25 protein-coding genes and 1 other RNA gene are annotated in these 26,002 nt (G+C 56.2%); 11 read left to right on the forward strand and 15 right to left on the reverse strand.

Annotated elements, in window-relative coordinates; genetic code table 11:
* Positions 1-135 precede the first annotated feature (135 nt).
* Entirely contained in the window at positions 136-1,161 is a 1,026-nt protein-coding gene (pyrB, locus tag HZU72_RS04905; protein ID WP_180090804.1) for an aspartate carbamoyltransferase, read from the forward strand.
* A gap of 38 nt (positions 1,162-1,199) precedes the next feature.
* On the opposite strand, the gene ruvX is transcribed toward pyrB, so the two are convergent.
* From ruvX to HZU72_RS04925, 4 genes are all read right to left on the reverse strand, one after another.
* Positions 1,200-1,655 (reverse strand): Holliday junction resolvase RuvX, encoded by a 456-nt coding sequence (ruvX, locus tag HZU72_RS04910; protein ID WP_180090805.1) that lies wholly within the window; start codon positions 1,653-1,655, stop codon positions 1,200-1,202.
* Positions 1,655-2,212: a YqgE/AlgH family protein gene (locus HZU72_RS04915; protein WP_180090806.1), complete on the reverse strand. Its 558-nt coding sequence runs from the start codon at positions 2,210-2,212 to the stop codon at positions 1,655-1,657. The genes ruvX and HZU72_RS04915 overlap by 1 nt, the downstream gene beginning before the upstream one ends.
* 71 nt (positions 2,213-2,283) lie before the next feature.
* Complete coding sequence (gshB, locus tag HZU72_RS04920; protein WP_180090807.1) at positions 2,284-3,240, reverse strand: glutathione synthase; 957 nt, start codon at positions 3,238-3,240, stop codon at positions 2,284-2,286.
* A gap of 77 nt (positions 3,241-3,317) precedes the next feature.
* Entirely contained in the window at positions 3,318-4,010 is a 693-nt protein-coding gene (locus HZU72_RS04925) for a CvfB family protein (protein ID WP_180090808.1), read from the reverse strand.
* Between the two features lie 171 nt (positions 4,011-4,181).
* Between HZU72_RS04925 and HZU72_RS04930 the strand changes: the two genes are divergently transcribed.
* Both HZU72_RS04930 and HZU72_RS04935 read left to right on the forward strand, forming a co-directional pair.
* On the forward strand, positions 4,182-5,810 hold the full coding sequence (locus HZU72_RS04930) for a sodium:solute symporter family protein (protein ID WP_180090809.1): 1,629 nt from the start codon (positions 4,182-4,184) through the stop codon (positions 5,808-5,810).
* Positions 5,803-6,351, forward strand: a complete 549-nt coding sequence (locus HZU72_RS04935) for a hypothetical protein (protein WP_180090810.1) — start codon at positions 5,803-5,805, stop codon at positions 6,349-6,351. Before HZU72_RS04930 ends, HZU72_RS04935 begins: the two co-directional genes overlap by 8 nt.
* 25 nt (positions 6,352-6,376) lie before the next feature.
* Here HZU72_RS04935 and HZU72_RS04940 read toward each other — a convergent pair whose 3' ends face one another.
* The 3 genes from HZU72_RS04940 to HZU72_RS04950 are packed head-to-tail and all read right to left on the reverse strand — an operon-like array spanning position 6,377 to position 8,121.
* Complete coding sequence (locus HZU72_RS04940) at positions 6,377-7,141, reverse strand: 16S rRNA (uracil(1498)-N(3))-methyltransferase (protein ID WP_371829535.1); 765 nt, start codon at positions 7,139-7,141, stop codon at positions 6,377-6,379.
* A gap of 15 nt (positions 7,142-7,156) precedes the next feature.
* Complete coding sequence (secB, locus tag HZU72_RS04945) at positions 7,157-7,657, reverse strand: protein-export chaperone SecB (RefSeq protein WP_027958471.1); 501 nt, start codon at positions 7,655-7,657, stop codon at positions 7,157-7,159.
* Positions 7,658-7,698: 41 nt separating this feature from the next.
* On the reverse strand, positions 7,699-8,121 hold the full coding sequence (locus tag HZU72_RS04950; RefSeq protein ID WP_180090812.1) for a rhodanese-like domain-containing protein: 423 nt from the start codon (positions 8,119-8,121) through the stop codon (positions 7,699-7,701).
* A 280-nt stretch (positions 8,122-8,401) separates the two neighbouring features.
* On the opposite strand from HZU72_RS04950, the gene gpmI reads away from it, so the two are divergent.
* The 3 genes from gpmI to HZU72_RS04965 all read left to right on the forward strand — a co-directional run bounded on the left by gpmI (position 8,402) and on the right by HZU72_RS04965 (position 12,545).
* The gene (gene gpmI / locus HZU72_RS04955) at positions 8,402-9,979 is read left to right on the forward strand and encodes a 2,3-bisphosphoglycerate-independent phosphoglycerate mutase (RefSeq protein WP_180090813.1); all 1,578 of its coding nucleotides are present in this window, start codon (positions 8,402-8,404) and stop codon (positions 9,977-9,979) included.
* Positions 9,980-10,002: 23 nt separating this feature from the next.
* The gene (locus HZU72_RS04960; protein ID WP_235975992.1) at positions 10,003-11,121 is read left to right on the forward strand and encodes a murein hydrolase activator EnvC family protein; all 1,119 of its coding nucleotides are present in this window, start codon (positions 10,003-10,005) and stop codon (positions 11,119-11,121) included.
* A gap of 107 nt (positions 11,122-11,228) precedes the next feature.
* Complete coding sequence (locus HZU72_RS04965; protein ID WP_180090815.1) at positions 11,229-12,545, forward strand: S41 family peptidase; 1,317 nt, start codon at positions 11,229-11,231, stop codon at positions 12,543-12,545.
* A 12-nt stretch (positions 12,546-12,557) separates the two neighbouring features.
* Here the strand turns inward: HZU72_RS04965 and HZU72_RS04970 are convergent, their stop codons facing one another.
* The 4 genes from HZU72_RS04970 to HZU72_RS04985 form a co-directional block, all read right to left on the reverse strand.
* Positions 12,558-13,838: a UbiH/UbiF/VisC/COQ6 family ubiquinone biosynthesis hydroxylase gene (locus HZU72_RS04970; protein ID WP_180090816.1), complete on the reverse strand. Its 1,281-nt coding sequence runs from the start codon at positions 13,836-13,838 to the stop codon at positions 12,558-12,560.
* Positions 13,839-13,873: 35 nt separating this feature from the next.
* Positions 13,874-15,103: a 2-octaprenyl-6-methoxyphenyl hydroxylase gene (ubiH, locus tag HZU72_RS04975; protein ID WP_180090817.1), complete on the reverse strand. Its 1,230-nt coding sequence runs from the start codon at positions 15,101-15,103 to the stop codon at positions 13,874-13,876.
* A 94-nt stretch (positions 15,104-15,197) separates the two neighbouring features.
* Positions 15,198-16,538 carry a Xaa-Pro aminopeptidase gene (pepP, locus tag HZU72_RS04980; protein WP_180091024.1) on the reverse strand — a complete coding sequence of 447 codons (1,341 nt, stop codon included), beginning with the start codon at positions 16,536-16,538 and terminating at the stop codon, positions 15,198-15,200.
* Positions 16,539-16,578: 40 nt separating this feature from the next.
* A complete protein-coding gene (locus tag HZU72_RS04985) occupies positions 16,579-17,157 on the reverse strand; it encodes a UPF0149 family protein (RefSeq protein WP_180090818.1) in 579 nt (192 codons plus the stop codon).
* Between the two features lie 181 nt (positions 17,158-17,338).
* Between HZU72_RS04985 and HZU72_RS04990 the strand changes: the two genes are divergently transcribed.
* From HZU72_RS04990 to HZU72_RS05000, 3 genes are all read left to right on the forward strand, one after another.
* A complete protein-coding gene (locus HZU72_RS04990; RefSeq protein WP_180090819.1) occupies positions 17,339-17,638 on the forward strand; it encodes a cell division protein ZapA in 300 nt (99 codons plus the stop codon).
* Positions 17,639-17,730: 92 nt separating this feature from the next.
* Positions 17,731-17,913, forward strand: a non-coding RNA gene (gene ssrS, locus HZU72_RS04995) — 6S RNA.
* A 47-nt stretch (positions 17,914-17,960) separates the two neighbouring features.
* Positions 17,961-18,575, forward strand: coding sequence for a 5-formyltetrahydrofolate cyclo-ligase (locus tag HZU72_RS05000; RefSeq protein ID WP_180090820.1), 615 nt, complete (start codon positions 17,961-17,963; stop codon positions 18,573-18,575).
* 429 nt (positions 18,576-19,004) lie between these two features.
* On the opposite strand, the gene ilvA is transcribed toward HZU72_RS05000, so the two are convergent.
* Positions 19,005-20,519 (reverse strand): threonine ammonia-lyase, biosynthetic, encoded by a 1,515-nt coding sequence (gene ilvA, locus HZU72_RS05005; RefSeq protein WP_180090821.1) that lies wholly within the window; start codon positions 20,517-20,519, stop codon positions 19,005-19,007.
* Between the two features lie 175 nt (positions 20,520-20,694).
* Here ilvA and rpiA point away from each other — a divergent pair, with 175 nt between their 5' ends.
* Complete coding sequence (rpiA, locus tag HZU72_RS05010; protein WP_180090822.1) at positions 20,695-21,369, forward strand: ribose-5-phosphate isomerase RpiA; 675 nt, start codon at positions 20,695-20,697, stop codon at positions 21,367-21,369.
* A gap of 23 nt (positions 21,370-21,392) precedes the next feature.
* Here rpiA and waaA read toward each other — a convergent pair whose 3' ends face one another.
* Genes waaA through HZU72_RS05025 form a run of 3 tightly spaced genes read right to left on the reverse strand, consistent with a single transcriptional unit; the run spans position 21,393 to position 25,202 of the window.
* Positions 21,393-22,685 carry a lipid IV(A) 3-deoxy-D-manno-octulosonic acid transferase gene (gene waaA / locus HZU72_RS05015; protein ID WP_180090823.1) on the reverse strand — a complete coding sequence of 431 codons (1,293 nt, stop codon included), beginning with the start codon at positions 22,683-22,685 and terminating at the stop codon, positions 21,393-21,395.
* Positions 22,685-24,115: a bifunctional D-glycero-beta-D-manno-heptose-7-phosphate kinase/D-glycero-beta-D-manno-heptose 1-phosphate adenylyltransferase HldE gene (gene hldE, locus HZU72_RS05020; RefSeq protein WP_180090824.1), complete on the reverse strand. Its 1,431-nt coding sequence runs from the start codon at positions 24,113-24,115 to the stop codon at positions 22,685-22,687. The genes waaA and hldE overlap by 1 nt, the downstream gene beginning before the upstream one ends.
* The gene (locus HZU72_RS05025) at positions 24,105-25,202 is read right to left on the reverse strand and encodes a glycosyltransferase family 9 protein (RefSeq protein WP_180090825.1); all 1,098 of its coding nucleotides are present in this window, start codon (positions 25,200-25,202) and stop codon (positions 24,105-24,107) included. The genes hldE and HZU72_RS05025 overlap by 11 nt, the downstream gene beginning before the upstream one ends.
* Here HZU72_RS05025 and HZU72_RS05030 point away from each other — a divergent pair.
* Positions 25,201-25,920 carry a 3-deoxy-D-manno-octulosonic acid kinase gene (locus HZU72_RS05030; protein WP_180090826.1) on the forward strand — a complete coding sequence of 240 codons (720 nt, stop codon included), beginning with the start codon at positions 25,201-25,203 and terminating at the stop codon, positions 25,918-25,920. The genes HZU72_RS05025 and HZU72_RS05030 overlap by 2 nt on opposite strands.
* Positions 25,921-26,002: the final 82 nt, after the last annotated feature.

Here is a 26,002-nt window from a genome sequence, read left to right on the forward strand (position 1 = left end):
CGGGTTCGCTGCCGGGTTGGCAAGGGCTTTTGTAGAAAAATTACAAATTCGTCATATTGAGTGGATAAAACCCCTTCGGCGGTACCCTCATTGGCGGTTACACTAGGCTCATCTACCACCTTGCTGAGGTCCGCCATGAGCCACCATCTGCTAACAGTCGACTCATTAAACCGTGAAAGCGTTGATCATTTACTGCGTGTGGCTGCTCGCATGGAGCCGATTGCTCAACGGCGCCAAGTGACACGAGTGTTGGAAGGGGCGGTACTCGGCAACCTGTTTTTTGAAGCCAGCACGCGTACGCGGGTAAGCTTTAATGCTGCCTTTTGCCGTTTGGGTGGCAGTGTGTGTGACACCACGGGCTTCACTTTCTCCTCTATGGCGAAAGGAGAGTCACTATATGACACCAGCCGTGTAATGAGTGGCTACTGCGACGCCATTGTAATGCGCCACCCCGACCAGGGCTCGGTGGCTGAGTTTGCCGCGGCGACGAATGTACCGGTGATTAATGGCGGCGACGGCCCCGGGGAGCACCCTAGCCAAGCACTACTTGACCTTTATACAATTGATAAAGAGTTTCAGCGCCTGGGTAAATCGCTGACAGGTGCGCACATATTACTCACCGGCGACTTGAAGTACGGCCGTACCGTACATTCACTGATTAAGCTTTTATCACTCTATGGCCCCCTGCGCATTACCCTGGTGTCACCGCCGGGCCTTGAGATGCCTTCCAAGCTGATTGACTTAGTAGCCTCTCGCGGCCACCACATTGAGCAGCGCGATTCACTCGCTAGTGATTTTGCAGATTTAGATGTGGTGTACACCACGCGGATTCAGAAGGAGCGCTTTACCGACGAGATGAATGAGAGTTTCCAGGGGCTCTCTGACGACTTTATGGTTAACCGCGACTTTCTCGATCACCGCTGCAGCCAAAGCACCATTGTGATGCACCCGCTTCCCAGGGATAGCCGCCCCGGCGCGAATGATTTAAACGTAGACCTTAACGGCGACCCACGTCTGGCGATTTTCCGCCAAACCGATAACGGTATCCCCATGCGAATGGCGATTTTCGCGACACTGCTGAATGTCGATGCACTAATCGAAAAAGAGCTACACCCCGTGCGCTGGTACGTACCAACCCAAACGGGCACGTTGGATCGTTAAAGCGCAAACGTTTAAGGGTAGGAATTTAAAGGTAGGACTTATAGAGAAAGACGCCCGCCAGGCAAGCCTTCCTGGTGGGCGAACCAGCCCTCAAGAATAAGAATAGCCGCAATGCCATCGACACTATCTTGGCGATAGTTGCCTTTATGGCCCGCCTCGCGAGCGATTAGCTTGGCTTCTCGCGTAGTGCCACGCTCGTCGACCATTTCACACGGTTTACCAAAACGGCCATGCAAACGATTACCGAACTTGCGAGCGCGAATGCTCATATCTGACTCGCTACCGTCCATATTCAGCGGTAATCCCACCACTAACAGATCCGGTTGCCACTCGTTAAGTAGCCGTGACACGACATTCCAATCGGGGATTCCATCCCTTGCCGTCAGCGGTGTGAGCTCCCGAGCGCTGTGCAGCAGCTCATTGCCCACCGCCACACCGATACGCCGAGTGCCGTAGTCAAAGGCCAGGATTAAGCGCTGCCCCGCTTCGGCCATCAGGCGTGCCCCGCGTCTCGTGTCATTAGGTTAAGATCGATACCGAGTAAACCCGCCGCCGCAGTTAAACGTTCAACGGGTGGAGTGTTGAAGAGCACGCTACTCTCGGCTTCAACCGTTAGCCAGCTGTTCTCCTTCAGTTCCTCTTCCAGTTGCCCAACTTCCCAGCCCGCGCAACCTAAGCAGACTAAAAAGTGCTCGGGCCCCTCACCAGCAGCAAAGGCCTGAAGAATATCCAACGAGGTGGTCAGCGCAATGCCATCCTCCACCTGTATACTCGAGTCCCACTGCTGACTATCGCCAACATGCAGAATGAAGCCACGGTCTTTATGCATCGGCCCGCCATAATAAACCGGCGCATTACGGTGTGGACTTGTTTCACCGCCTAATTCCAGCTGATCAAACAGCGCCTCAAGCGTGATCTCTAACGGTCGGTTAGTAATCACCCCCATGCAGCCGTTGTTATCGTGATCGCAAAGATAAATCAGACTACCGGCAAAATTAGGATCTTCTAAATGCGGCATAGCCATTAGAAAGTAATGTTTCAAACTTTGCATGCGTCTCCCACTGCCTGCTGGCATCTCAGCAGGCATAGCGTATAAGTGTCATTATAAGAGTGAAGCCGTGGCTAGGCTAAGCGGCGCTCGACGGCATCCAGCAGTAAACCGGCAATATTGGTGCCCCGCTGATCATCAATTTCACGCACACAGGTGGGGCTGGTGACGTTGATTTCAGTAATATAGTCACCGATGACATCGAGGCCGACAAACATTAAGCCCTTATCACGAATCATGGGCTGCACCTGCTGAATTAGCCAGCGATCGCGATCAGTGAGCTCGCGGCTCACACCCCGTCCACCGGCAGCTAGATTGCCACGAGTCTCGCCCGCCGAGGGTATCCGCGCCAGCCCAAAGGGAACGGGTTCACCATCGACTAACAGAATACGTGTATCGCCATCCTTAATTTCTGGCAGGTAGCGCTGGGCCATAATTTGCCGCTGCCCGCGCAAGGTAAGTTGCTCAATGACCGCGCCGATATTACGGCCTTCCGGGCCAATATGAAAAATACCGGTACCGCCCATGCCATCCAGAGGCTTGAAGATTACATCGCCGTGCTCCGCATGAAAGGCGCGCAGTACATCATCGCGGCTGGCCACAAGCGTCGGCGCGCAGCACTGTGGGAACTGTTGCGCAAACAGCTTTTCATTACACTGCAACAGCGCTGCCGTGGGGTTAACCACCAGTACCCCCTCGCGCTCAGCAAAACCTAATAAATGCACGGCGTTAGTGAAATCGGCATCGACGGGCGGGTCTTTACGCATCAGCACCACATCCAGCTCAACCATTGGACGCGCAGAGGGTTCGCCCAGGTCGTACCAGTGGCTCGGATCACGATGCACCGTTAACGGCCGCATACGTGCGTAGGCTTGCCCTGCATTCAAGAAAAGGTCTTCCTGCTCCATATAATGCAGGGTATAGCCGCGCTCCTGGGCAGCCCATAGCATGGCCATGGTGGTGTCTTTCTTGTAAGCGATGTCACTGATGGGATCCATCACAACGCCGAGATGCAGATTTGATTGGCTCATCGGGGGCACTATCCAAACATGAACAATTGACGCTCAGTATGCCGTACTGCTCGCTAGGCTCCAACTGCCCCAGCTAACTACTCGCTGAGCGCGCCAGGCACTAAACGAATAGCGTCAGGCTCCAGGGTGATCAACTGCTGCTTATAAAGTCGCCCAATGGCCTGTTTATAGGCGCTTTTACTTACCCCTAAGCGTGCTTTAACTTCATGGGCAGGGCTTTTATCCCCCAGCGCCAAATAGCCGCCGCTTTCACGCAATGCCTGCAGTATCTTATCGCCCACCACATCCAAACGAGCGGCACCTGGCGGTAGCAGCGAGATATTTAGGCGGCCATCTTCACGGCGCTGTTTTACATAGCCCTTGACTGATTGGCCACGGCGCAATGGCTGAGTAACGTCGTCCTGAAAAATAAGCCCCCAGTAGCGATGATTCACCACCACCTTCATACCCAGATCAGTACGCTCCGCCACTACGACGGCGACTTCGTCGCCCTTTTCCAAGGCCCAGGCGTCGTCGGTCAAAAAACGATCCAGTTTCATCGACGCCACTGGCCGCCCCTGGTCGTCGCTATACAGCATGACCAGTACACGTTTGCCGGGGTCAGGGCGAAAGTGCTGCTCGCTAAACGGTAGCAACACATCTTTCGGCTGCCCCCATTGCAAAAACGCGCCGATGTTATTGACGGCCGTGACCGTTAGGTACGCTACTTCTCCCAACTGGGCGGCTGCATCGCTGGCGGATCGGGGGGATGAGTGTGACTCACGCACCATGGGTGTCGTCCTTCAAGAAAATAGACCAACATTATGGTGCCTGACACACACAGGGCAAAGCGAGATAGCATTTTTTAGTGGTTGCAAGCATGCCTGCCGTCTGAAAAAGCAAACACTCCACAACCTGCTACTATCAAAAGACTAGACAAAATTAGGCGTAGGGGAGCGAACATGGAAGGGTTCACGCTTTTTGATACGGTAGTTTTGATTGGTTACATCAGCTTAATCGCCTGGATTGGTTCACGATTTAGTAAAGATCAGCATAACCCCGAGGATTATTTTCTAGGCGGTCGCAAAATTCCCGGCTGGGCCATTGGTCTTTCGGTCATGGCGACCCAAGCCAGTGCCATCACTTTTATCGGAGCACCTGGCTGGGGCTTCGAGGGCGGCCTTGAACGCTTGGTGACGTTTATCAATGTGCCCTTGGCTATGATCGTATTGATTTTGGTGCTGGTACCTATTTTCCACCGTGCGGGCATCTACAGTATCTACGAACTCCTGGAGCGCCGTTTCGGCCCAGCGACGCGAACCCTTACCGCCCTGCTGTTTCTAATTGCCCGCGGCCTAGCCACTGGCGTGGTGCTCTATGCGCCAGCACTAGTGCTTGCGGTGGTGACCGGCTGGAGCGTGAACCTCACCATTATCATTATGGCGGTACTGGCTATCAGTTATACCGTGATGGGCGGTATCAGCGCGGTAATTTGGACCGATGTGGTGCAAATGTTCGTGCTCTGGCTTGGCGCCCTGTTAAGCATCTTCTTTTTAGTGACCAGCCTGCCTGGCGGTTGGGGCGATGTCTTCGACTTCGGCGCGGCCAGCGGCATGTTCAACGCCATCGATTTGTCCTTCGACCCCAGCGTGACTTACTCGCTATGGGCGGGCTTACTCGGCGGTTTTTTCCTCCATGTGGCCTACTTCGGCACCGACCAGAGCCAAATCCAGCGAGTGCTCTCCAGCCCATCAGTACTCGATGCTCAGCGCTCACTGCTGATCGGCGGCTACCTGCTGATTCCGCAGATGCTGCTGTTTCTATTTATTGGCGTCATTTTGGCAACCTATTACCAGCAGCATGGACTAACGCCCCCCGAGGATCTCAATGAGCTGCTGCCCCGCTATGTCGTCAGTGCCTTTCCCTCAGGCATGGCGGGACTAGTCATTGCCGGGGTGTTTGCCGCGGCGATGTCGAGCCTCGACTCGGCGCTCAACTCGCTTTCGGCGGTAACCGTGCGGGATTTTTATAGTCGCTATATCAAACCTAATGCCAGCGATGCTCATTATCTGAAAGCATCACGCATGGCCACCATTTTCTGGGGGCTTTATGCCACCCTGTTTGCTTTCTTCGCGGGTAATCTTGGCCCTGTTATCGAGGCGGTCAACCAAATCGGCTCATGGTTTTACGGGGCGCTACTGGGTACCTTCTTACTAGCAATTTTCAGCCACCGCTCCAATGCACGAGGAGCGATGGCTGGGCTGATTACCGGCATGTTCTCCGTGTGGGCAGTCTCTGCGCTCCTTGATATCTCATGGCTGTATAACAACACGGTGGGGGTAGCGGTTTCGATGAGCGTTGGCTATCTCGTTAGCCTAACAGCGCCCGCCCCCAGCCAGGATCAGCTAAGCGATGTGATGATGGCCGAAGCTGCGCCGGATATGCAGGCCGTATTGGCCGCTAGAGCCGATAACGCGCAAGTGATTGGTCAAGAGGCACGGTTGACGCGCCGTCGCTGTATTGGCCTATTCGCGTGGTTTTGTCTCATGCTGGGCATGCTAGCGCTGCTGCAGGGCTGGGCGAATGGCTGAACGCTTAACACTTGCGCGGCAGATTGAAGAAGATACTGCTAAACGGCGCTTACAGCGCCTGGGTGCGGCGGCATGCGAGCCTGCTTGGGTCAGCCTCTGGGCGGCCGCACTTGGGCTGCCTAATGGCACGCCGGGGGCTTGGCTACTGTGTACTAAGGAAATGCGTCGTGCACTGCTATTAGTGGGTACCGAACTACCCACCCAAGTCGAAGAACCCAGCTCTGCACTTAACATTGATAATGGTTTACCGCCAACGCCAGAAGCACTAAACCGGCTGTGGCTATGGGAACGCATAGGGACACCGCGCCATTGGCGAATTCAAGTGCTGGATAGCACCCCGACGCCGATATGGCTGCCCTGCTGGCTGGGCTATGCGCGCGGCCGACAACACCGCTTGCTGGTGATCAGTGGTCTATCGGGTGAACCAATGCCGATGCTTAAACCCATCGTACTTAAGGGTCTTCAGCAGGCATATCGAAATGGGCCGGAATCAGAGACAAAGAGTTCAGGGGCAAGCGAACGAAGGGAAAAAGCAGTTTGATAAGGCCTTGATTGATAGTAAGCACTTACAAATCACCAAAGTAGTGCTGCAGCAGTGAAAGTGCCACCACCGGTGCCGTCTCTGTACGCAAAACCCGTGGGCCGAGAGTCAGTGGCGTAAAGTCAGCGGTTTGGGCAGCGGCTATATCACTCTCGCTCAAACCGCCTTCAGGGCCGATAAGCAGCGCTACCGCAGCTGGACGGTCTTGGCGATCAAACGCATTGCCAGTCGCTAGATGCAGCATCAAGCGCAGCGGCTCCTGGCGCTCTTCAAGCCATGCTGATAACGGCATCGGTGAATGCACTTGGGGCACCACCGCACGGCCACTCTGCTCGCAGGCGCTGGCCGCCACTGCCTGCCAGTGGGCTAGCTTTTTATCTTCACGGTCGCCCTTTAAGCGGACGTCACCGCGCTCGGTATACAGCGGAGTAATCGCCGCAACGCCCAACTCGACGGCCTTCTGAATGGCATAATCCATTCGGTCGCCTTTAGAGATGGCCTGGCCTAAATGGACGGGCAGCGGCGATTCACCACTGCCCGACCATACCGCTTCGACTCGCGCGAGTGTCTGCTTGCGGCTAACGTCCGCCAAGCGCACCCCTGCCTCAAGACCTTGGCCGTCAAATAGCACCAACGGTGCACCTTCGCCCATGCGCAACACGCGGGTGATGTGGCGCGCCGGGCCATCAGGCAATGCAAGTTCTCTGCCTGCTACGAAAGCAGCAGGCACATAGAGACGTGGCATTTTGCCATGCAGGGCGTACCAATCAGCGGCGTGCGTTTCTGACATGGCTTTTGGCATCGCTTAGTGAGTGTTTTCGGCGGCTTGCTTAGCTTCGCGCTGCTTACGCTGGGCGTACATCGCCTCGAAGTTAACCGGTGCCAGCATCAGTGGCGGGAAACCACCACGGTTGACCAGGTTATCCACGCACTCGCGGGCGTAGGGGAACAGCAGGTTAGGGCAGAAGGCACCTAAGGTTTGATCCAACTGCGCACCTTCAATACCGGCAATACGGAAAAGGCCCGCTTGCTCCACTTCCGCTAGGAAAGAGGTGGTACCGGTTTCGTTGTCGTTCACCTGGGCAGTGACTTTGACCACCACTTCATACTGGTCATCAGCAATTTTAGTGCTGGTGGTATTAAGATCCAGGTTCACCTTAGGTTTGAACGCCTGCTTAAACACCGAAGGTGAATTGGGCGCTTCAAACGAAATATCTTTTACATAAATACGCTGCAGCGAGAATTTGAGCTGCGGTTTTTCGTCCGCCGCGGCACCAGCCTGCGGGGTGTTGTTATCTTCCGCCATGAGAAAACTCCTGATTGTTCATTAAATAAAGGTAGCGTTGCTTACTTTTTAACCACCGGAAGGCCATCGCCTTGCCACTGCGCCATACCGCCTCTCAACTTGTAAGCACGCTCAAAGCCGGCTTTGGTGAGCTTGGCCTGTGCGGCGCCAGAACTCTGACCGTGCTTGCATACCACGATGATCGGCTGGGCTTTTACTTTATCCAGTTCGCTCATGCGGCTATCGAGGCTGCTCTGCGGAATGTTGCGCGCCCCCGCGATATGCCCGGCTTTGAAGTCTTTGTTTTCACGGATATCCAGCACCACCGCGTCTTCGCGGTTGATAAGCTGAGTGGCCTGCGAGGCAGTCAGTGCATTCGTGGAGGCACTGCGCGTTTCATAAATAATCCACGCTAGTAGCACCAGCAAAAATGCCCCAACGAGCAGGGGGTGGTTCTGTACGAATTCGAACACCTGATCGATCATCGCGAACACAATCTCTTGGTCTATGCAGAAAAAAGCGGCCTAACCGCTGCCAAAACGCGACAAGTATACACGTCAGATAGCTTCCCGCGCAGGCCCGAAGGCTGCCCGGCTTGGCCGATCGTCGCGAGAAGTACAATTCGCAGTAGATCAGTGCTAAGCCGGGCAGGCTCCTACATCATGACGCCTGGCAGTTGCCTGCGTTATGATGCCCCAAGCGTGCGCCTGTCGCGACCCCGAATTTTCGAGTCGTTCGGCTTGCCAATCTTAACGAGGTTTTTTTATGGATACTTCTCGCACCCCGCGCCCCGTGGCGCTGATTATTCTTGACGGCTACGGCCACAACCCTGAGAGCGACCATAATGCGGTGGCCGCTGCCCATACGCCGACGATGGATAAGCTGTGGGAAAGCCGCCCTCACGCCTTCGTTCACACCGATGGCCTTAACGTGGGGCTCCCCGAAGGTCAGATGGGCAACTCTGAAGTCGGCCATATGAATATTGGTGCCGGACGTATCGTTTATCAGGACTTTACCCGTATCAGCAAGGCGATTGAAGACGGCGACCTGGATGTTAATGACAACCTCACCCAGCCGATTGACGAGGCTGTCGCCAATGGCCGGCCGGTACACTTGATTGGCCTGCTCTCCCCCGGCGGCGTCCACAGCCATGAAGACCACTTTATTGCCATGGCCGAACTTGCGGCACGCCGTGGGGCTCAGCGTATCTTTATTCATGCCTTTCTAGATGGACGCGACATGCCACCGCAAAGTGCGTTGGCCTCGATAGAGCGCGCCAATGCTCGTCTGGCCGAGCTGGTGGGCGCTGATAATGGCTTTGTAGCCTCGATTATTGGCCGTTTCTACGCCATGGATCGCGACAACCGCTGGGAGCGTGTCGAGCAGGCCTACCGTCTGCTTACCGATGGCCAAGCGGAGTACTACGCCACCAGCGCTGAAACCGCTCTGCGTGACGCCTACCAGCGCGGTGAAACCGACGAATTCGTATCGGCTAGCAGCATACCGCTCAAAGACGGTCCCAAAGAAAATGCAGTTACTTTGCAGGATGGTGATGCAGCGATTTTCCTTAACTTCCGCTCCGACCGCGCCCGTGAGTTAACTCGCGCCTTTGCCGAGCCGGATTTCAACGGCTTCGAGCGGCGGGCATGCCCTAAGCTTGCAGGTAAAGGGTTGGTAATGATGACCCAGTACGCCGCTGACATTACTGCGCCTGCCGCCTTCCCGCCATCGGATCTTAATGACACTCTGGGGGAGGTCGTCGCCAAGCGTGGCTTGAAACAACTGCGTATTGCCGAAACCGAAAAGTATCCCCACGTGACGTTCTTCTTTTCAGGCGGTAACGAAGCCGAGTACGAAGGCGAAGAGCGCATCCTGGTGCCCTCTCCCCGTGATGTGCGCACCTACGACGAAAAGCCTGAAATGAGCGCCTTTGAGATTACCGATAAGCTTGTCGAAGCCATTGACGGCGGCAGCTTCGACCTGATCGTTTGTAACTACGCCAACGGCGATATGGTCGGCCACACCGGCGACTTTAATGCGGCAGTAAAAGCCATTGAAACCGTCGATACCTGCGTGGGTCGTGTCGTTGAAGCCATCGAGCGTGCAGGCGGCGCCTGCTTAATTACCGCCGACCACGGTAATGCCGAACAGATGGTTCATCCCGAAACGGGTGCACCACAAACCGCTCACACCACCTTTGTGGTACCGCTTATTTACGTTGGCAAGCGCCCAGCCTCGCTTGAGGAGGGCAAACTATGCGACCTGGCCCCCACGCTGTTGACCATGATGGATCAGAAACAGCCCGAGGCGATGACGGGTAACGCACTGATTCATTTCAAGTAATGTTTATTTGGCGCTATTTGGCAATGACCCTCCTGCTGGCGATAAGTTATGCGCCAGCAGGCTTCGCCCAGCAGGATGAAAGTGCGGCGCGCCGGCAGTTGGATGCGATTGGCCAAGAGATCGAGTCCGTTGCCCAACGCCTCAGCGCCACTGGCGAGGCCCGCGATAGCGCCGAACGCGAGCTCAAGGAAGTCGAAACCAAGCTTGCCGAGACTCATCAGCGCTTAGACACTCTACAAGCTGAGCGCCGCCAGCTGAATGATGAAACTACCCAGCTCCGTCAACATCGTGACCGACTGGAGAGCGAGCGTGCCGATCAATATGCAGCCTTGGGCCAGCAGCTCTCAGCACTTTACCGCCTTGGTCCAACGCCGCAGCTCAAGCTGCTGCTTAACCAGGGCGACCCGTCCGAGCTTGATCGTATGCAGGCGTATATGAATCGGCTGACCGAAGCACGCAATCGCCGCTTAAATGCTATCGCCCGCCTCGATACGGCGCTCGCCGATACTCAGAAGGAGCTAAGCGAGCGGCAGGCCCGCCTCGATACGCTGGCCGACGAGTTAGAAGAGCAAAGCGCGCTGCTAGCCCAGCGCACCACCGAACGGCGAGGCGTTGTGTCCAACCTGGATGACCGCTACGGCAGCGAAGAGGAGCGGCTGGCCGACCTCAATCAGAGCCGCGAAGAAGCCGAGAGGGTACTGCGCAATATCCAAGCGGAGATGGCAAAACTTGCTGAACCCACGCCCACTACGAATATTGTAAGCACCCAAGGTGACTTGCCTTGGCCGGTACAGGGTTCAATCAGTAGCAATTTTCACTATCGCGACGGCGTGCACTATAACGGTATTGTGATTCAGGCCAGCGCGGGCACCCCGGTCACTGCCGTACACACTGGCCGGGTGGTATTCGCTGACTGGATGCGGGGGTTTGGGAACTTATTGATTATCGACCACGGTGACCAGATCATGACGCTGCATGCCCACCTGCAGCAGTTCAGCGTCAGGCCTGGCCAGCAGGTCAGTCGCGGTGATGAAATTGGTCGCGTAGGTGATAGCGGTGGCCAAACCCGCGCGGCGCTCTACTTCGAAGTTCGCCGCGGGGGGGAACCAATTAATCCGCAGCGTTGGATTGCGCGTCGCTGACGGGATAAGCTGCATAACTATTGATATCTTAATGTTCACTTTCTACTAAACATTTTCAATGACAAGGTGGCGCGCTATGGCGCCACCTATCGCCCTGCGGAGTCTGCATGACGCTATCAGTTACCGGGGTATCAGCCCCCGCCAAGCGCTTCTTGGCTACCCTGCTCCCGATTGCTTTACTGTCGGCCCCGCTACCGCTGCTCGCCCAACCAGCCGGTAGTGGTGCGGTAGATGAGCCATCCTACGACCAACTACCCCTGGAAGATATTCAGACCTTCGCCGAGGTGTTTGAACGCATTAAGCGTGCCTACGTTGAGGAGGTCGATGACAGTACGCTGCTACGCAACGCTATGCGCGGCATGCTGAGCGAGCTAGACCCCCACTCCGCCTACTTGGATGAGGAGGAGTATCAGAGCCTGCGCGAGTCGACTCAGGGCGAATTTGGTGGCATCGGTATCGAGGTGGGCACCGAGAATGGCCAACTCATGGTGATTACGCCTATCGACGACACCCCCGCTTCCCGCGCGGGGCTCCTTTCTCGCGATATCATCGTCGCCATTGATGGTACACCCACCGACAGCATGTCGCTGCAAGAGGCCGTTACCCTGATGCGCGGCGAGCCGGGCACCGATCTACGCATTAGCGTGCTGCGTTCAGGCGAAGATTCGCCGCGGGAATTTATTCTGACCCGCGAGGTTATTCGCAGCGAAAGCGTTAAACATGAACTGCTCGAGCCAGGTTATGGCTACCTGCGCGTTAGTCAGTTCCAGTCACGCACACCGGAACAGGCGCGTGAAGCGCTTGAGCTTATGGATCGCGAACAACCTTTAGAAGGCTTGGTACTCGATTTACGTAATAACCCCGGTGGGGTGCTACAGGCCGCCGTCGGCATCGCCGACCTGTTCCTGGATGAAGGCTTGATCGTGTATACCGAGGGGCGCCTCTCGGATACCGAGATGTCGTTCTCCGCCTCACCTAACACTCCCGCTGGCGATGTGCCGCTGGTCGTATTGATCAATGGCGGCAGTGCGTCAGCGGCGGAAATCGTCGCCGGTGCGCTGCAGGATCAGCGGCGCGGCGTGATTATGGGCACCGATAGTTTTGGTAAGGGATCAGTGCAGCAGATTATGCCACTCGGCAATGGTGAAGGGCTCAAACTCACCACGGCGCTTTACTACACCCCCAACGGACGCTCTATTCAGGCCCAAGGTATTGAGCCCGATGTAGACGTCGTGCGTGGTCGCTTGGAAGTTGCCGAGAGCCGCCGGGAGATTCGCGAAGCCGACCTCGAGGGCCACCTAAGCGCTCAGCAGGCGCCTCGGGATCGCCAGGAGATGGCCGAGCGGCTACTCGATGATTACCAACTCAGCGAGGCGCTTAATCTGCTTAAAGCACTCAACGTAGTTGACCGTCAGCGGCGTTAACGGCAATCTGATTTAACGGCAAGTCAGCGGCAGGCGGCCGCGTTCCCCAGTCGCCTGTCGCATCAATACCCGCTTTAATGGCACCAACTGGTTCATGCCGCTCATTCCCAGGTTACGCGCCAGCGTCAACGCCGGGTCGTGGCTTCCGAACAGTACTTTAAACCCCTTCATGAGCCCCAGCATGGCGCTGTTATCAAAGCGCCGCCGGCGCTCATAGCGACTCAAGGTGCTTAACTCTCCCCAGGGCGCACCGCGCTGCCAGGCATGCACCACCTCTTCTGCCAAGACCGCCGCATCCATAAGGCCTAAATTGACGCCTTGGCCCGCCAGCGGATGAATGCTGTGGGCAGCGTCCCCCACCAGTGCGAAATGCGGCTGCACATAGTGACGGGCATGGCGCTGCACTAACGGAAAGCGGTGGGCCTTATCGCAGACCGTTACCTCACCTAGGCGATGGCCAAATGCTCTCCCCAGCGCCTCCCCAAGTGCTTCGCGGGGCAACTCACTAAGCTCAGCGGCGTGCTCCGGCGTGGTCGACCATACGATTGAGCAGTAATGGTCATTCCCTTCCACGGTTAACGGCAAAAATGCCAGCGGATGGCCATCAATAAACGCTTGTCGCGCCGCGCCACCATGGGGCTTGGCGCACGTAACGGTGGTTACCATGGCCTCCTGCTGCATATCGTCGCTGGCCACCTCAATACCGGCCATTTCGCGCAGCACCGAGTGGGCACCATCTGCGGCTATGATTAATGGCGAGTGTAGCTGTCGCCCATTGTCAAGTATCAGCCAGTCGCCACTTGAGGCTTGCTTTGAAGGATATGAGCTTGCGCGCTGCAGCGCCTGTAAGCGAGCTCCAAAAAATGTGGTGACATTGGAATGGTCAACGACCTGACTATTGAGCGCTGCCAGCGTGACGGTGTTCTCAACAATATGGCCCAGCACCGCGACACCCGCCTCGTCGGCGGAGAAGGCAATTTCGCCACTCCCTTCGGCATCCCATACCTGCATGCCTTGGTAGGGCGTTACCCGGGTTTTCTGCATCGCGGGCCAAGCGCCCAACTGGGTTAGCAAACGCTGAGAGACCGGCGTTAATGCGCTAACCCGCGGGGCTGGCAACTTGCTGTTGGCATTCTCTAGGCTTAACGGCGCGGGCTTTGCCTCAACAAGCGCTACCTGCATGCCCGCCTGGGCTAACAGCGCGCAGAGCGCGGTGCCGACCATACCTCCGCCAACAATAATCGCCTCAAAGCTTTCCACCGACGGCTTCGCAATGGATGAGTCCGTATGCATAGCGTTCCCTTGTTCATAGCCTAGGATGTATAAGCTTAACGTTCTAAGCCCATGGCGCGGCGAGCCAGCCCTCGCCGCAGCGGCCCAACCAGATTCAGGCCAATTAACCCCGCTGCGCGGGCATGGGGCAACAGCGGGAAGGAGAGCCCAAACAGCCGCACCAGACCGTCGCTAAAGCGAATCACATTGGCGCGGTCTCGGGAGCGCTGCTTTTCAAAGGCTTGCAGCGTGATCATATCGCCCAACGGCCGCTTTGCCTGCTCACCCTGCTCCAGCGCCTCGACAAGATCCATTACCCCACGCAGGGCTAAGTTGAACCCCTGCCCCGCGACCGGGTGCAAGGCATGAGCAGCGTTACCCAATACCGCCAGTCCTGGACGCACCGGTTCTTCAGCGGTGACCAGTGAAAGCGGATAGGTGTGTCGGGTGCCTACCCGGGTAAAGCGACCCACTCGGTCGCCAAACGCACGCTGAAGTTGCAGCAGAAATTCACGCTCGGGGAGCGCCATACGCGCTTGTTCGCTACCACTGGGGTGCGTCCAGATTAGCTCCATGGCCTGGCCGGGGAGCGGCAACAGCGCCATTGGGCCTTGGGAGGTAAAGCGCTCATAAGCGACGCCAAGATGGGGCTGGCTTACCCCCACGTGGGCGATCAGCGCCGTCTGCTGGTAAGATTCATGGCGGCTGCAAATACCTAACTGCTCTTTAAGACCAGAGCGTCCCCCATCTGCCAATACCGTCAGTCCTGCCTTCAACTGACTACCGTCTGAGAGATGCAGGTCATGCCCATTAGCCACGGGAGTCAGTTGCTCAACCTTCGCCGGGCAGTGCCACTCCAGCGGCAGTTGGGCAAGCCGTTGGTGCAGCACACGTCCCATCCACGCATTGGGGATTACATGGCCCAGCGCGGCGACGCCCAGCTCGTCAGCGCTCAGCCGTGTCGCTCCTAAGCGGCCGCGCTCACTGATGTGAATGCGCTTGATAGGCGTGGCCTCATCACGCATCGCTTCCCACACCCCCAACTGCTGGAAGCGCTGGGCTGAACCTTCTGCAATCGCACTTGCCCGGGCATCAAAACTGGGCTGCCAGGTCGTTTCCTGTGGCTGAACAACCATAGGCGCCGACTCAATGATCGCCACACGCCAGCCATAGCGTTCAATCAGCGGCGCCAGGGCGCACCCTAAACTGGCGCCTACCAGCCCCCCGCCCACAATCACAATGTCATGCGTCAGCGCTCCCTTAACCGCCTGATTAGACTGCTGCATTGGCTTCTCCCGACCACGACGCCGACTCATAAAGAGGTAACAATAATTTCGTAACGTAATTTACATAAAGACTGTTGTAGGCATTGATGACTGGTTACTTTTTAGCCATCAATGCTTCGATTTCAACGACCTGTTTAGGCACGTCTGCGGTCAGTACTTCATGACCTTCGTTAGTGACGACCACATTGTCCTCAATACGAATACCAATACCCTGATAGGCGTCAGGAATATCGTCTTCACTAGGAATATACAGGCCAGGCTCCACGGTGAGCACCATACCTGCAACCAGTGGCCGAGGTGTTTGCTCATCCAACCGGTAAGTGCCAACATCGTGCACATCCAGCCCCAACCAATGTGACGTTGAGTGCAGGTAAAAACGTCGATAACTCTCGTCGTCGATGCGCGCCTGAACATCGCCTTCCAGCAGGCCAAGCTCAATCAGCCCGGCAGTTAAGTCATGCACCACGCCCTGGTGGATATCAGCAAGGGTGGCACCCGGCTGGACGGCACTCACAGCGCGCTGCTGGGCGTTGAGCACCACTTGGTAGAGCGACCGCTGGGCATCATTGAACCGCCCGGACACCGGGAATGTGCGGGTGATATCACCAGCATATAACTCAAACTCGGCACCTGCATCGATCAGCACCAAGCCGTCTTCACATAGCGGTGCGCAGTTTTCAATATAGTGCAGTACGCAGGCGTTGGCACCGCTACCCACAATCGTACTGTAGGCAGGACCACTGGCCCCATGCCAGACAAACTCATGCTCTAACTCTGCCTGGAGCTGAAACTCGCTCAGCCCGGGGCGCGCCACCTGCATGGCGCGCCGGTGAGCATGGGCAGATATCAGTGCCGCATGTCTGAGCAGGGCAATTTCAGCGTCACTTTTGATTAGCCGCATCGCGTGAATCAACGGGCTGATATCCAGCCACCCTTTTAGCGGCGGCCGACCACGTCTAAGCCCGGCCTGGGCTTCATGTAAAGCATCTTCAGCCATGCTGACAGCTTCAGCATTGTCTAGCGGCAGATAAAGTAGCTCACGACCTGCCAACAATTCAGGCAGCCGTTCATCGCGTACTGCGTTTTCAAACGCCTGATCGATGCCGTATTCAGCGACCACGCCTTCGGCACCCAAACGGCGCCCTGTCCAGGCTTCCATCGTAGGGTCGCGATCCTGACAGAACACCACGCTTTTACCTTCAGCGCGCCCTGGTAGCAGCAACAGCAGCGCATCCGGTTCACGTATGCCTGTCAGGTAGTAAAAATCGCTGTTCTGGCGGAAGGCAAATTCGCTGTCCCGGGAGCGGGTCATCAGTCCGGCACCGGGGAGCACCACCGCTGCGTTATCCGGCAGTTGGGCCATTAAGGCGTCACGGCGGTGGCGGTACTCGCCCATGCTGATCGCAGGGGGTCGAGGTAACAACGTAGGCAACACAGGGTCGGACAGCATAGCGGCTCCTATCTAGGCAACGGGATTAGTGAACGGGTGCGTCAGTTTGCTCGACTTGCGGCATACCTGGGTGCTGCTCGGTATACAGCAGCATAGCGGCCATGCGGGCATGCTCGGTAAGCGCAAACAGATCGTTTTCGTTTTCGGGGCTATCGTCGATATCGGTATCTATCCGACCCAGCGCCTCCAAGTCATCAATCGCCTCACGGAGCGCCTGAGACCAACGCTCGCGCAGCTCGTTGTCGGCCACTTCATCGATCACCTCAATAAAGCCCAGCGTCCACTCTTTAAGACCCTGCGCCTGCTCGCCCAGGGAGAACAGCTCGTCGGGTAGCAGTGGGGTATAGTCCAGGTCGCTGGCGCTCAGCGCCTCCACGGTTTGCCGCCGCCAGCCTAATAGCCGCTCGGCACTTGCCTGATCCCGGGGCTGCTCAACGCCAAGGCTCTGGCAGACTTCGTCCAACCAAGCCTCTGCATTCACATCGCGTAACGCCAGCAGCGCACATAAGCGGCCATCCAAGAAAGCCGGTGACTGCATACTGCCATGGAGAAGAAACACATCTGCGACATCAGAGAAGTCCTGACGCTCATCAATCAATGACATAGTATTTAATAACCTCGTATTTACTGGGCGTGTGGGGGATAGGGCGGCGGCAATGGTGCGAGAAGCACTCGCCCGCGCGTTGACCGCGCACAAGCGCCTCTCTTATAGTGAGTGGCACCTATCTTCCTATGCTGTGATGTTAACGCATTGGGCCCCTTGCTGGCCCGTGCTGGAGTCTTTGATGAGCAACGCCAAGCGGCCAACCAAAGAAATAACCCTATTAGGGCGCGGCTATATCATTGCCTGCGACACGGGCGAAGAAGCCAAACTTGATCGCGCCGCGCGCTACTTAGACCGCGCCATGCAGGGTATCAATGCCCAAAGCAGCGTGCTGGGGAGTGAGCGTGTGGCGATCATGGCGGCCCTCAATATCACCCACGAGCTTCTTGAAGCCATGGATGAGCACCGTGCCGGTGAAGAGAGCCTGAACCGTTTAAATGAGCGCCTTGAGCGGGCATTAGCCAAAACGCGCCAGTCTTAGGCTTTACCTAAAAGCACTGTCAACGATCTAAAGACTCGGCGAACGTTTAACCCAGACCTTTGGCATTAGCCGTCGCTCTGTTAGGATGGCGGGGTTCTCTGGGGTGTACGCCAGTCGTTATAGTCCCTCGAGCCTATGCGTAATACCCAGGGGGCCAAATGCTAGCCAGGCCCGTGTGCATGTCCGTGCGTCGGAAAGCCTGACGGTCTGGCTGCGGCCACCCACCTGAACCAGTAGGTTCAGGGCCAGAATGACAGCGGCACTCTGGAGAACACCCAAAATATAGGCTATGCGAAAATATAGGGGATAAGAGAATATCTGCATGGAAAGCCTCTATCTGGACGACGATAAGCGCGCGCTCCGCCGCTCTTTACGTCACCAACGCCGAGCCCTTTCTGAGCATGAGCAACGCCTTGCGGCACAGCGCTTGTGCCAACGATTGAAAACCCTGCCTGAAATACGCCGCGCACGGCGCTTAAGTCTTTATCTGCCTGTCAACGGCGAAATCGATCCTACCCCGCTTATTCCCTGGCTACGTCAGCGTAACGTCAATATTTATCTCCCGGTTTTACGTCCGTTTAGCGCTAACCGCCTGTGGTTTGTTGCCTACCGTCCTGACACCCCAATGATAAAAAACCGTTTTGGTATTTGGGAGCCTGACGTGAGATTCAGCGCCCAACGGCGTAATCGGCTGCCCACTTGGGCGCTAGATACGTTGATTGTGCCGCTAGTCGGATTTGATGCTAATGCAAACCGCATGGGCATGGGGGGCGGATTTTACGACCGCAGCTTAGCGTTCATGCATCGGCCCGGCCCATCGCCGACCTTGATTGGTGTCGCCCATGCCTGCCAACAGGTGGCTTCTCTGCCTGTGGAACCATGGGATGTGCCTTTACAGGTAGTCGTCAGTAACCAAGGCTGCGTACGCCGCCAATAAATCGCCGCAAAAAAGGCCGACCCAATAAAGGATCAGCCTCTTTCGTCTGCTATTTGTTACCTTGCGGGGATTAACTTCCCGACAACGCCTGCGCATAGCCGGTAGCCAGCACTCCTAATGCAAATACCACCATCAACGCCATTACCATATCAGGCTTCTTCCGCCGCATGCCGCTTCTCCAACACCTTTACCGTTGCCGAATGTGCTAAATCCACCACACTTTAGTGTTTTAAAAGGGTGGCCGATTTGCTTAATTTCGCTCACGACTATAGGGCTATTAGGCCTCCGTTGACAACTAGTTTAGCGACCTTTTTTAGCCTCATTTCTGAGGATTAAGTTACGTTACGTTACTAGCAGCTCTGACGTTAAAGGTAAGCAACCACTTACACACAACTATTTACTCACACCTTATGCTTTCGCAGGGCAGCGCTAAGCCATAAATAGTCGGAAGGCCGGATTATCGCTTTCACGCCAATAACGGTAGCCGATGGCGTCTAAGTACTCCGCTACATGGGTACGATCACCGTTTGGGACTTGCATTCCCACCAACACGCGGCCGTAGGCAGCACCATGGTTGCGATAGTGAAACAGCGAGATGTTCCAGTCATGTGGCAACTGCGTCAAAAAGTTCATCAGCGCACCGGGGCGCTCGGGGAACTCAAAACGGTATACTTCTTCTTCGAAACGTTCGCTGGGGCGTCCACCACTTAGGTGACGAATATGCAGTTTCGCCAGCTCGTTGTCGGTCAAGTCTTCGACTTGATAGCCACTCTCACGCAGCTTGTCGATCACTGCCTGTCGATCTTCACCACCAGGCTTAACCTGCACGCCTACATAGATATGCGCTTCACTGCTGTCAGCGTAGCGATAGCTAAACTCGGTCACCATGCGCTTGCCTAGCGTGCGGCAAAACTTCTTAAAGCTGCCGGGTTTCTCGGCAATGGTCACCGCCAGGATCGCTTCACGCTGCTCGCCTAGCTCCGTGCGCTCGGCAATGTGCTGTAGGCGATCAAAATTGGTATTGGCGCCTGAGTTAATGCACAGCAGCGTCTCGCCTTCGGCACCGGTCTGCTGCACGTATTTTTTTAGCCCTGCCAGCGAGAGCGCACCAGAGGTTTCCGCCACTGCACGGGTATCTTCAAAAATATCTTTCACCGCCGCACACATTTCATCGGTATTGACGGTGATAACGCCATCAATCAGATCCTTGACTAGCGAAAACGGCACCTCGCCAATTTGTGCGACCGCGACGCCTTCGGCGAATACGCCCACTTGCTCGAGCACCACACGCTCCCCCGCCTCTAAGGCGGCTTTGAGGCAGGCGCTGTCTTCGGCTTCGACACCGATTACTTTGATATCCGGGCGCAGGTACTTCACATAGGCCGCGACACCGGCGATCAAACCACCGCCACCAACCGGCACAAAGATGGCGTCTAAGCGCCCAGCGTGTTGGCGTAGAATTTCCACGCCGATGGTGCCTTGTCCGGCCACCACATCAATATCATCAAACGGCGGAATATAGGTGTAACCGTGCTCTTTGATCAGCTCTTGAGCATGCTCGGCTGCGGCGGCGAAGGCATCCCCTTTGAGGATGACCTTGGCGCCTCGGGCGCGCACCGCCTGCACTTTGATATCGGGGGTAATACGCGGCATCACAATGACAGCTTTGACACCCATCAGCTTCGCGGCCATGGCCAGCCCTTGCGCATGGTTACCGGCGGAGGCGGCAATCACGCCTTTATCTTTTTGATCCTGGGTGAGCTGCGCCATTTTGTTATAAGCGCCACGGATTTTGAACGAAAACACCGGCTGTAGATCTTCGCGCTTAATCAAAATCTGGTTGTTGAAACGACGCGACAAAAAGGGTGCAGGGGAAATCGGGGTCTCACAAGCGGCTTCATAAACGCGGGCTTGGAGGATCTTTTTGACGGTTGCTTCGAGCATGCGGGTATCCCAAGGGAAGAACGTGAACGGACAAAGCTTTTATTGGTAGCAGATTACATATAGCGGCGTCTAGCCGCGTTTCCATCGGCAGGCAACGTTTAGGTCGTTATACTAACGCCACTACCTCTTTTCTCTAACTCTCCTCTGACCCACAAGGCTTTTTATGAACCAAGCTATGAACCAGGATGAATTAAAGGCCGCTGTGGCGGACGCCGCCATTGCAGAAATTCAATCTCAGTTGGAAAAGGATACCATCTTAGGCATTGGCACCGGCTCAACGGCTAACCTGTTTATTGATCGTCTGGGGCCTCTGCGCCATCACTTTAAAGGCGCGGTGGCGAGCTCCAAGGCGAGCGCCGAGCGCCTTGAGAAACTGGGCATTGAAGTTTTTGAGCTCAATAGCGTTGGTACAGTTCCTTTTTACATCGACGGCGCAGACGAAGTAAATGCTAACTTACATATGATTAAAGGCGGCGGTGCTGCGCTTACTCGCGAGAAAATCGTGGCTGCCTGTGCCGAACGCTTTATCTGCATTGCTGATGGCTCAAAGTACGTGCCTCAGTTAGGTCATTTTCCGCTACCGGTAGAAGTCATCCCCATGGCCCGCTCCTATGTCGCCCGCGAGCTGGTAGCGCTTGGTGCAGAGCCGGTTTATCGCCAGGGAGTAGTCACCGACAATGGTAATCAAATTATCGACTGCTTTGGATTTATGATCGAAGACCCGGTAGCCATGGAGGCGCGCATCAACGCTATCGTCGGTGTTGTGACCAATGGTCTTTTTGCCGCCCGCGGCGCTGATGTGCTGCTGCTAGGCAAAGAAGATGGCGTAGAGCGCATTGCGCTGAAATAAAGATTCTTCGAGACAGGCACTGGCTAACGAGACAGTAACGACGCCAATCCTGTCAGGGTGCGATCAAGTGCGCCTTTTTGCGTCTCAATCACCGCGCGGCCAGCGCGCCCAGCCTGTTGGGCGCGCACAGGGTTAGCAAAGTAGTCCGCCAAGGCACCTGCCAGGGCATCCGAGCTATCCACTAGCGTTAGCGCTCCTGCCGCTTGAAGCGGTTCAGCCACATCGGCGAAGTTCTCAATTGAGGGGCCGCTAAGCACCGGCCTGCCGAGCGCCGCCGGTTCAAGTACATTGTGCCCGCCCAACGGTACTAGGCTGCCCCCCACAAAGGCCACACAGCCTACTGCATACAGCATGGCCAGTTCACCGAGCGTATCCCCCAGGTAAACCTGAGTTTGCTTTGTGGCAGGCTGCTGTAGGCTGCGGCGGCTGAGTGTCCAGCTTTCTGTTTGGCAAAGCTTAGCGACCTCTTCAAAGCGCTGAGGGTGCCGGGGCACCAGCACCAGCAACGCGCTCGGATAGCGCTTAAGTAGCTGACGATGGGCTTTAAGCAGAAGCGCTTCTTCGCCGTCTCGGGTGGATCCCGCTACCCAAACCTGACGCCCTTCCCATTCTTTAAGTAAGTACTCACTTTCTTTAAGCACCTTATCTTGGCAAGCTATTTCAAATTTCAGCGAACCAATGATACGAGTAATATCCGTGCCGCAGCCAAGGGCATTAAAGCGTTCGGCATCCGCCGGTGATTTTGCCGCTAGCCAGCTAATCTCGGCGAGCGTGCTGGTCATTAGCGGGCGCAGGCGTTGGTAGCGCTTAAAGGCGCGGGGCGATAGGCGACCATTCACCACTGCCACCGGCACACCCTGCTGGCGGCAGGCGTGGATCAGGTTGGGCCACAGCTCGGTTTCAAACAGGATCGCGAGTTCGGGCTGAACGCTGCGTACAAAGCGTCTGGCAGCACCGGGAAAATCCAACGGCAGGAAGCGATGGGTAAGCCTTGCTTGATCGCTTGGGGTTTGCTCGCTAATAAGCGCTTGGGACTGCTGAGCACCCGTCGCGGTCATGGTAGTGAGCAGCAGGCTATGCGCTGGATAACGCGCTAATATCCCCTCAACCAGTGGTCGAGCAGCGCGTACTTCTCCCACCGAGGCACAGTGCAGCCAAATACGTGGCGCTGGAGGAAGCGGCTGAAAGCGAAACCCTAGCCGTTGAAGGCGAGAGTAAGTGGGCACTTGCTCACGCCAGATGCGCCAGCCAATCAGCGGTGAGAGCGCATACAGTGCCGCTGAGTAGGCAAGCCGAGGCCAAGTGGGTAAAGCCATTAGCGCTCGCGATCTAGAATGGAGCTAATCATCGCCGAGGTCGAAACGCCATCTTCAAAGCCCAGTACTTTAACCTCGCCACCATTGGCCATAACCGCCGCGCCCCCGGCGATATCTTCTGGACGATAGTCGCCGCCTTTGACCAATATATCGGGTAGTACCGCTTCGATCAGTGCCTGAGGAGTATCGTCGCTGAACGGCACAACCCAATCGACAGCCCCTAACCCCGCCAACACCTGCATACGCCGGTTAAGCGGATTAATAGGCCGCTTAGGCCCTTTCAGACGACCAATGGAGGCGTCGTCGTTAACCGCGACGATTAAGCGGTCACCCAGGCGCTTGGCCTGCTCCAGGTAAGCCACGTGGCCCGCATGCAAAATATCAAAGCAGCCGTTGGTCATGACCACCCGTTCACCGCGTAGCTGGGCAGCACGCACCGCCTCGATCAATACATTCGGTTCAATCACCCCAAACTCAGCCAGCTTATCGCCGTGTAAGGCAGTGTAGAGCTCGGCGATCGAGAGCGTGGCCGTGCCCGGTTTGGCCACTACCAGCCCTGCCCCCAAATTAGCCAGCATCATTGCTTCGGGAAAGGCGTGGCCTGCCGCTAGCGCTAGCCCCATTAAGCCAATAACGGTATCGCCTGCCCCTGTTACATCGAAAACTTCCTGAGCGCGGGTGGGTAGGTGTAGCGGCGCATGCCCTTCACGAATCAGCGTCATGCCTTTTTCGCTGCGAGTAATCAGCAACGCTTCCAGCTCCAACTCAGCACGTAGCGCTTCGCCCCGGTTAGATAGCTCCGCATCCGTCGCGCAAGGGCCGACCACGGCTTCAAATTCAGTCAGATTGGGGGTGATTAAACTCGCCCCACGGTATTTGCTGAAATCTTGCCCTTTCGGATCGATTAGTACCCGCTTGCCCTGGGCTCTTGCGTTGGCTATCAGGTTCTCTACTTGGTTCAACGTGCCTTTGCCATAGTCGGAAAGGATCACTACGTCGCAGCCGGGGAGCGCCTTTTCTACCTGAGTCACCAGCATATTGGTATCGACACTGTCCAAACGCTGCTCGAAATCAAGGCGCAGCAACTGCTGGTTACGACTCATCACACGCAGCTTGGTAATCGTGGGTATCTCGGCGCTACGCTGAAAGTAAGTACTCACACCTGAGGCAGTCAAACTAGCTTGTAGTATCTGCGCGTTGTCATCGTCTCCAATCACGCCCGCCAGCACCGCGTGGCCGCCCAGGGAGGTAATGTTCAGCGCCACATTGGCCGCTCCGCCTGGGCGGTCTTCAACATCTTCTACCCGAACTACTGGCACAGGCGCTTCGGGGGAAATCCGCGAGGTACCTCCATGCCAATAGCGGTCAAGCATGACATCGCCGACCACCAGTACACGGGCATGTTCTAAGGCGGTTAAATCAATCTTCATCGGTGCTCCCTGCGCTGGCATTCAAAGCAGTATGCGCCAGCAGAGTATCCAGTTTAGCGATAACGTCGTCTGCTTTAATTAGCATCATGGCGCTTGGGTGACGCACCCGTTGGCCCCAGCCCACCTCGTCTACCGACTTATGCAGATAAGTACGTACCGCGTCAGGGTAAGCGTTGACCGCAAAATCACGCCACAAATAGGGCGCGGCGCGCTGGGGGTTGGTCGATGCATAAAGACCCAGTGCCGGCGTTCCCATGGCATTGGCCATATGGATCGGGCCGGTATCCGGCGCTATCACCGCTTGGGCTTGATCGATCAGCGCTAAAACCCCTTTCAGTGAGGTGCCGCCAATGGCGTTAATGACACTGGCTGGCTGGCAGAGCGCTTCAATTTGCTCGCCTATTTCACGCTCCAGGGCACTACCGCCACCGGTCAATACGCTTTTTAGACCGTGCTGCACCCAAGCGTGCTCAATCACGCTCGCGTACCCCTCTACCGACCAATTACGAAAATTACGCAGGCGCACGTTGCTGCACGGGTTAATGACAAGGTAGGGCGACTCACCTCTGATCACCCGTGCTTCATTTCGTGCCATATCGGGCACAGGTAAATCCCACTCTAGATGGTCGTCCTTTACTCCGAGTACCCGTGCGAAATCCATAAAAGACTCCAGCACATGGGCATTAGGGTGCGGTGCAAGCTGATGCTGGGTGAACCAGTGCTGAGCATCTTTGGCACGCGCCTTGTCATAGCCCACGCGTACGTCGGCCTTCAGACCAAGCGACAGCACGCTGGCACGAATGGCCTGCTGCATATGCAGCAGCACATCGAAGCGCGTATCGGCAAGCTGCCGCCATAACGCACGCATACCGGCAATGCCGGTCGACTTGTCGTAAACAACGAACTCGACCCCGGAAAGCCCCGCCAGTAGACTGTGCTCCCCCTTACCGATAATCCAGGTAATGCGCGCATCGGGCCACTGGCGCTGTAACGCCCGCACCGTGGGCACAAGATTGCACACATCTCCTAGGGCGGAGAGGCGCAAAATGGCAATGTGGTTAGGCTGAACAGGCAGAGAGGGCTTCATGCGCTTAGCGGCACTCCGGCAGAGAAATTGGCTGATTTTACATGATGTAGACAGTTTATGTGACGCGCCGGGAACACACCAAATTGAACCAGACTTATTCACGCGCGATTATTGGCGTGAGCGCGGATTAATTGTGGGCGAAGCACCAGGCCGGGGCAGTAGTCTGTTTTTACAGTCAACGCCGACCGAGCAGTGGGTATTAAGGCCCTATCGCCGGGGGGGCATGGCGGCCAAACTCAGTGAAAAGCGCTACCTATGGACTGGCGCTGAGCGCACCCGGGCATTTAGTGAACTGCGTTTAACCGCCAAGCTTTTTGAGCAAGGGCTGCCGGTACCTCGCCCCGTAGCAAGCTGTGTTACCCGCTATGGGCTTACGTATGAAGCCGCGTTGATTACCGTGCGCATTGCCGGCGCCAAAGTATTCGCTGAGCTACTCGCCAACGATCTGGCGGATGAAGCGTTGTTAAAGCGTGTAGGTGCTATGATTTACCGCTTTCATCAAGCGGGGCTTGATCATGTTGACCTGAATGCGCGTAATATTTTGATCGACCCCAGTGGCGCACCTTGGTTGATTGACCTTGATCGCTGCCGCCTCCGTGCGGCGGGAAAGTGGCAGGAAAAGAATTTAGCTCGCTTAGAGCGCTCGCTAGGAAAGTTTTCTGCAACCTCACACAGCTCAGCATTAATGGGCAGCATTCGGCAAGGCTACTGTAGCTAAATGTTTAATGCGACTCATTCAAAAAGTTTAAAAAGCTGTCAGTCCACCAATGAACGTTAATTTGTCATAGATGCAGCAAACA

Source organism: Vreelandella sedimenti (assembly GCF_013416325.1).
Lineage (GTDB): Bacteria > Pseudomonadota > Gammaproteobacteria > Pseudomonadales > Halomonadaceae > Vreelandella > Vreelandella sedimenti.

Bases quoted from the DNA above. Each gene is read 5' to 3' on its own strand.
- pyrB (WP_180090804.1), top strand. From the start codon at position 136: ATGAGCCACCATCTGCTAACAGTCGACTCATTAAACCGTGAAAGCGTT.
- ruvX (WP_180090805.1), bottom strand. From the start codon at position 1,655: ATGGCCGAAGCGGGGCAGCGCTTAATCCTGGCCTTTGACTACGGCACT.
- HZU72_RS04915 (WP_180090806.1), bottom strand. From the start codon at position 2,212: ATGCAAAGTTTGAAACATTACTTTCTAATGGCTATGCCGCATTTAGAA.
- gshB (WP_180090807.1), bottom strand. From the start codon at position 3,240: ATGAGCCAATCAAATCTGCATCTCGGCGTTGTGATGGATCCCATCAGT.
- HZU72_RS04925 (WP_180090808.1), bottom strand. From the start codon at position 4,010: ATGGTGCGTGAGTCACACTCATCCCCCCGATCCGCCAGCGATGCAGCC.
- HZU72_RS04930 (WP_180090809.1), top strand. From the start codon at position 4,182: ATGGAAGGGTTCACGCTTTTTGATACGGTAGTTTTGATTGGTTACATC.
- HZU72_RS04935 (WP_180090810.1), top strand. From the start codon at position 5,803: ATGGCTGAACGCTTAACACTTGCGCGGCAGATTGAAGAAGATACTGCT.
- HZU72_RS04940 (WP_371829535.1), bottom strand. From the start codon at position 7,141: ATGTCAGAAACGCACGCCGCTGATTGGTACGCCCTGCATGGCAAAATG.
- secB (WP_027958471.1), bottom strand. From the start codon at position 7,657: ATGGCGGAAGATAACAACACCCCGCAGGCTGGTGCCGCGGCGGACGAA.
- HZU72_RS04950 (WP_180090812.1), bottom strand. From the start codon at position 8,121: ATGATCGATCAGGTGTTCGAATTCGTACAGAACCACCCCCTGCTCGTT.
- gpmI (WP_180090813.1), top strand. From the start codon at position 8,402: ATGGATACTTCTCGCACCCCGCGCCCCGTGGCGCTGATTATTCTTGAC.
- HZU72_RS04960 (WP_235975992.1), top strand. From the start codon at position 10,003: ATGACCCTCCTGCTGGCGATAAGTTATGCGCCAGCAGGCTTCGCCCAG.
- HZU72_RS04965 (WP_180090815.1), top strand. From the start codon at position 11,229: ATGACGCTATCAGTTACCGGGGTATCAGCCCCCGCCAAGCGCTTCTTG.
- HZU72_RS04970 (WP_180090816.1), bottom strand. From the start codon at position 13,838: ATGCATACGGACTCATCCATTGCGAAGCCGTCGGTGGAAAGCTTTGAG.
- ubiH (WP_180090817.1), bottom strand. From the start codon at position 15,103: ATGCAGCAGTCTAATCAGGCGGTTAAGGGAGCGCTGACGCATGACATT.
- HZU72_RS04985 (WP_180090818.1), bottom strand. From the start codon at position 17,157: ATGTCATTGATTGATGAGCGTCAGGACTTCTCTGATGTCGCAGATGTG.
- HZU72_RS04990 (WP_180090819.1), top strand. From the start codon at position 17,339: ATGAGCAACGCCAAGCGGCCAACCAAAGAAATAACCCTATTAGGGCGC.
- HZU72_RS05000 (WP_180090820.1), top strand. From the start codon at position 17,961: ATGGAAAGCCTCTATCTGGACGACGATAAGCGCGCGCTCCGCCGCTCT.
- ilvA (WP_180090821.1), bottom strand. From the start codon at position 20,519: ATGCTCGAAGCAACCGTCAAAAAGATCCTCCAAGCCCGCGTTTATGAA.
- rpiA (WP_180090822.1), top strand. From the start codon at position 20,695: ATGAACCAGGATGAATTAAAGGCCGCTGTGGCGGACGCCGCCATTGCA.
- waaA (WP_180090823.1), bottom strand. From the start codon at position 22,685: ATGGCTTTACCCACTTGGCCTCGGCTTGCCTACTCAGCGGCACTGTAT.
- hldE (WP_180090824.1), bottom strand. From the start codon at position 24,115: ATGAAGATTGATTTAACCGCCTTAGAACATGCCCGTGTACTGGTGGTC.
- HZU72_RS05030 (WP_180090826.1), top strand. From the start codon at position 25,201: ATGCGCTTAGCGGCACTCCGGCAGAGAAATTGGCTGATTTTACATGAT.
- HZU72_RS05025 (WP_180090825.1), bottom strand. From the start codon at position 25,202: ATGAAGCCCTCTCTGCCTGTTCAGCCTAACCACATTGCCATTTTGCGC.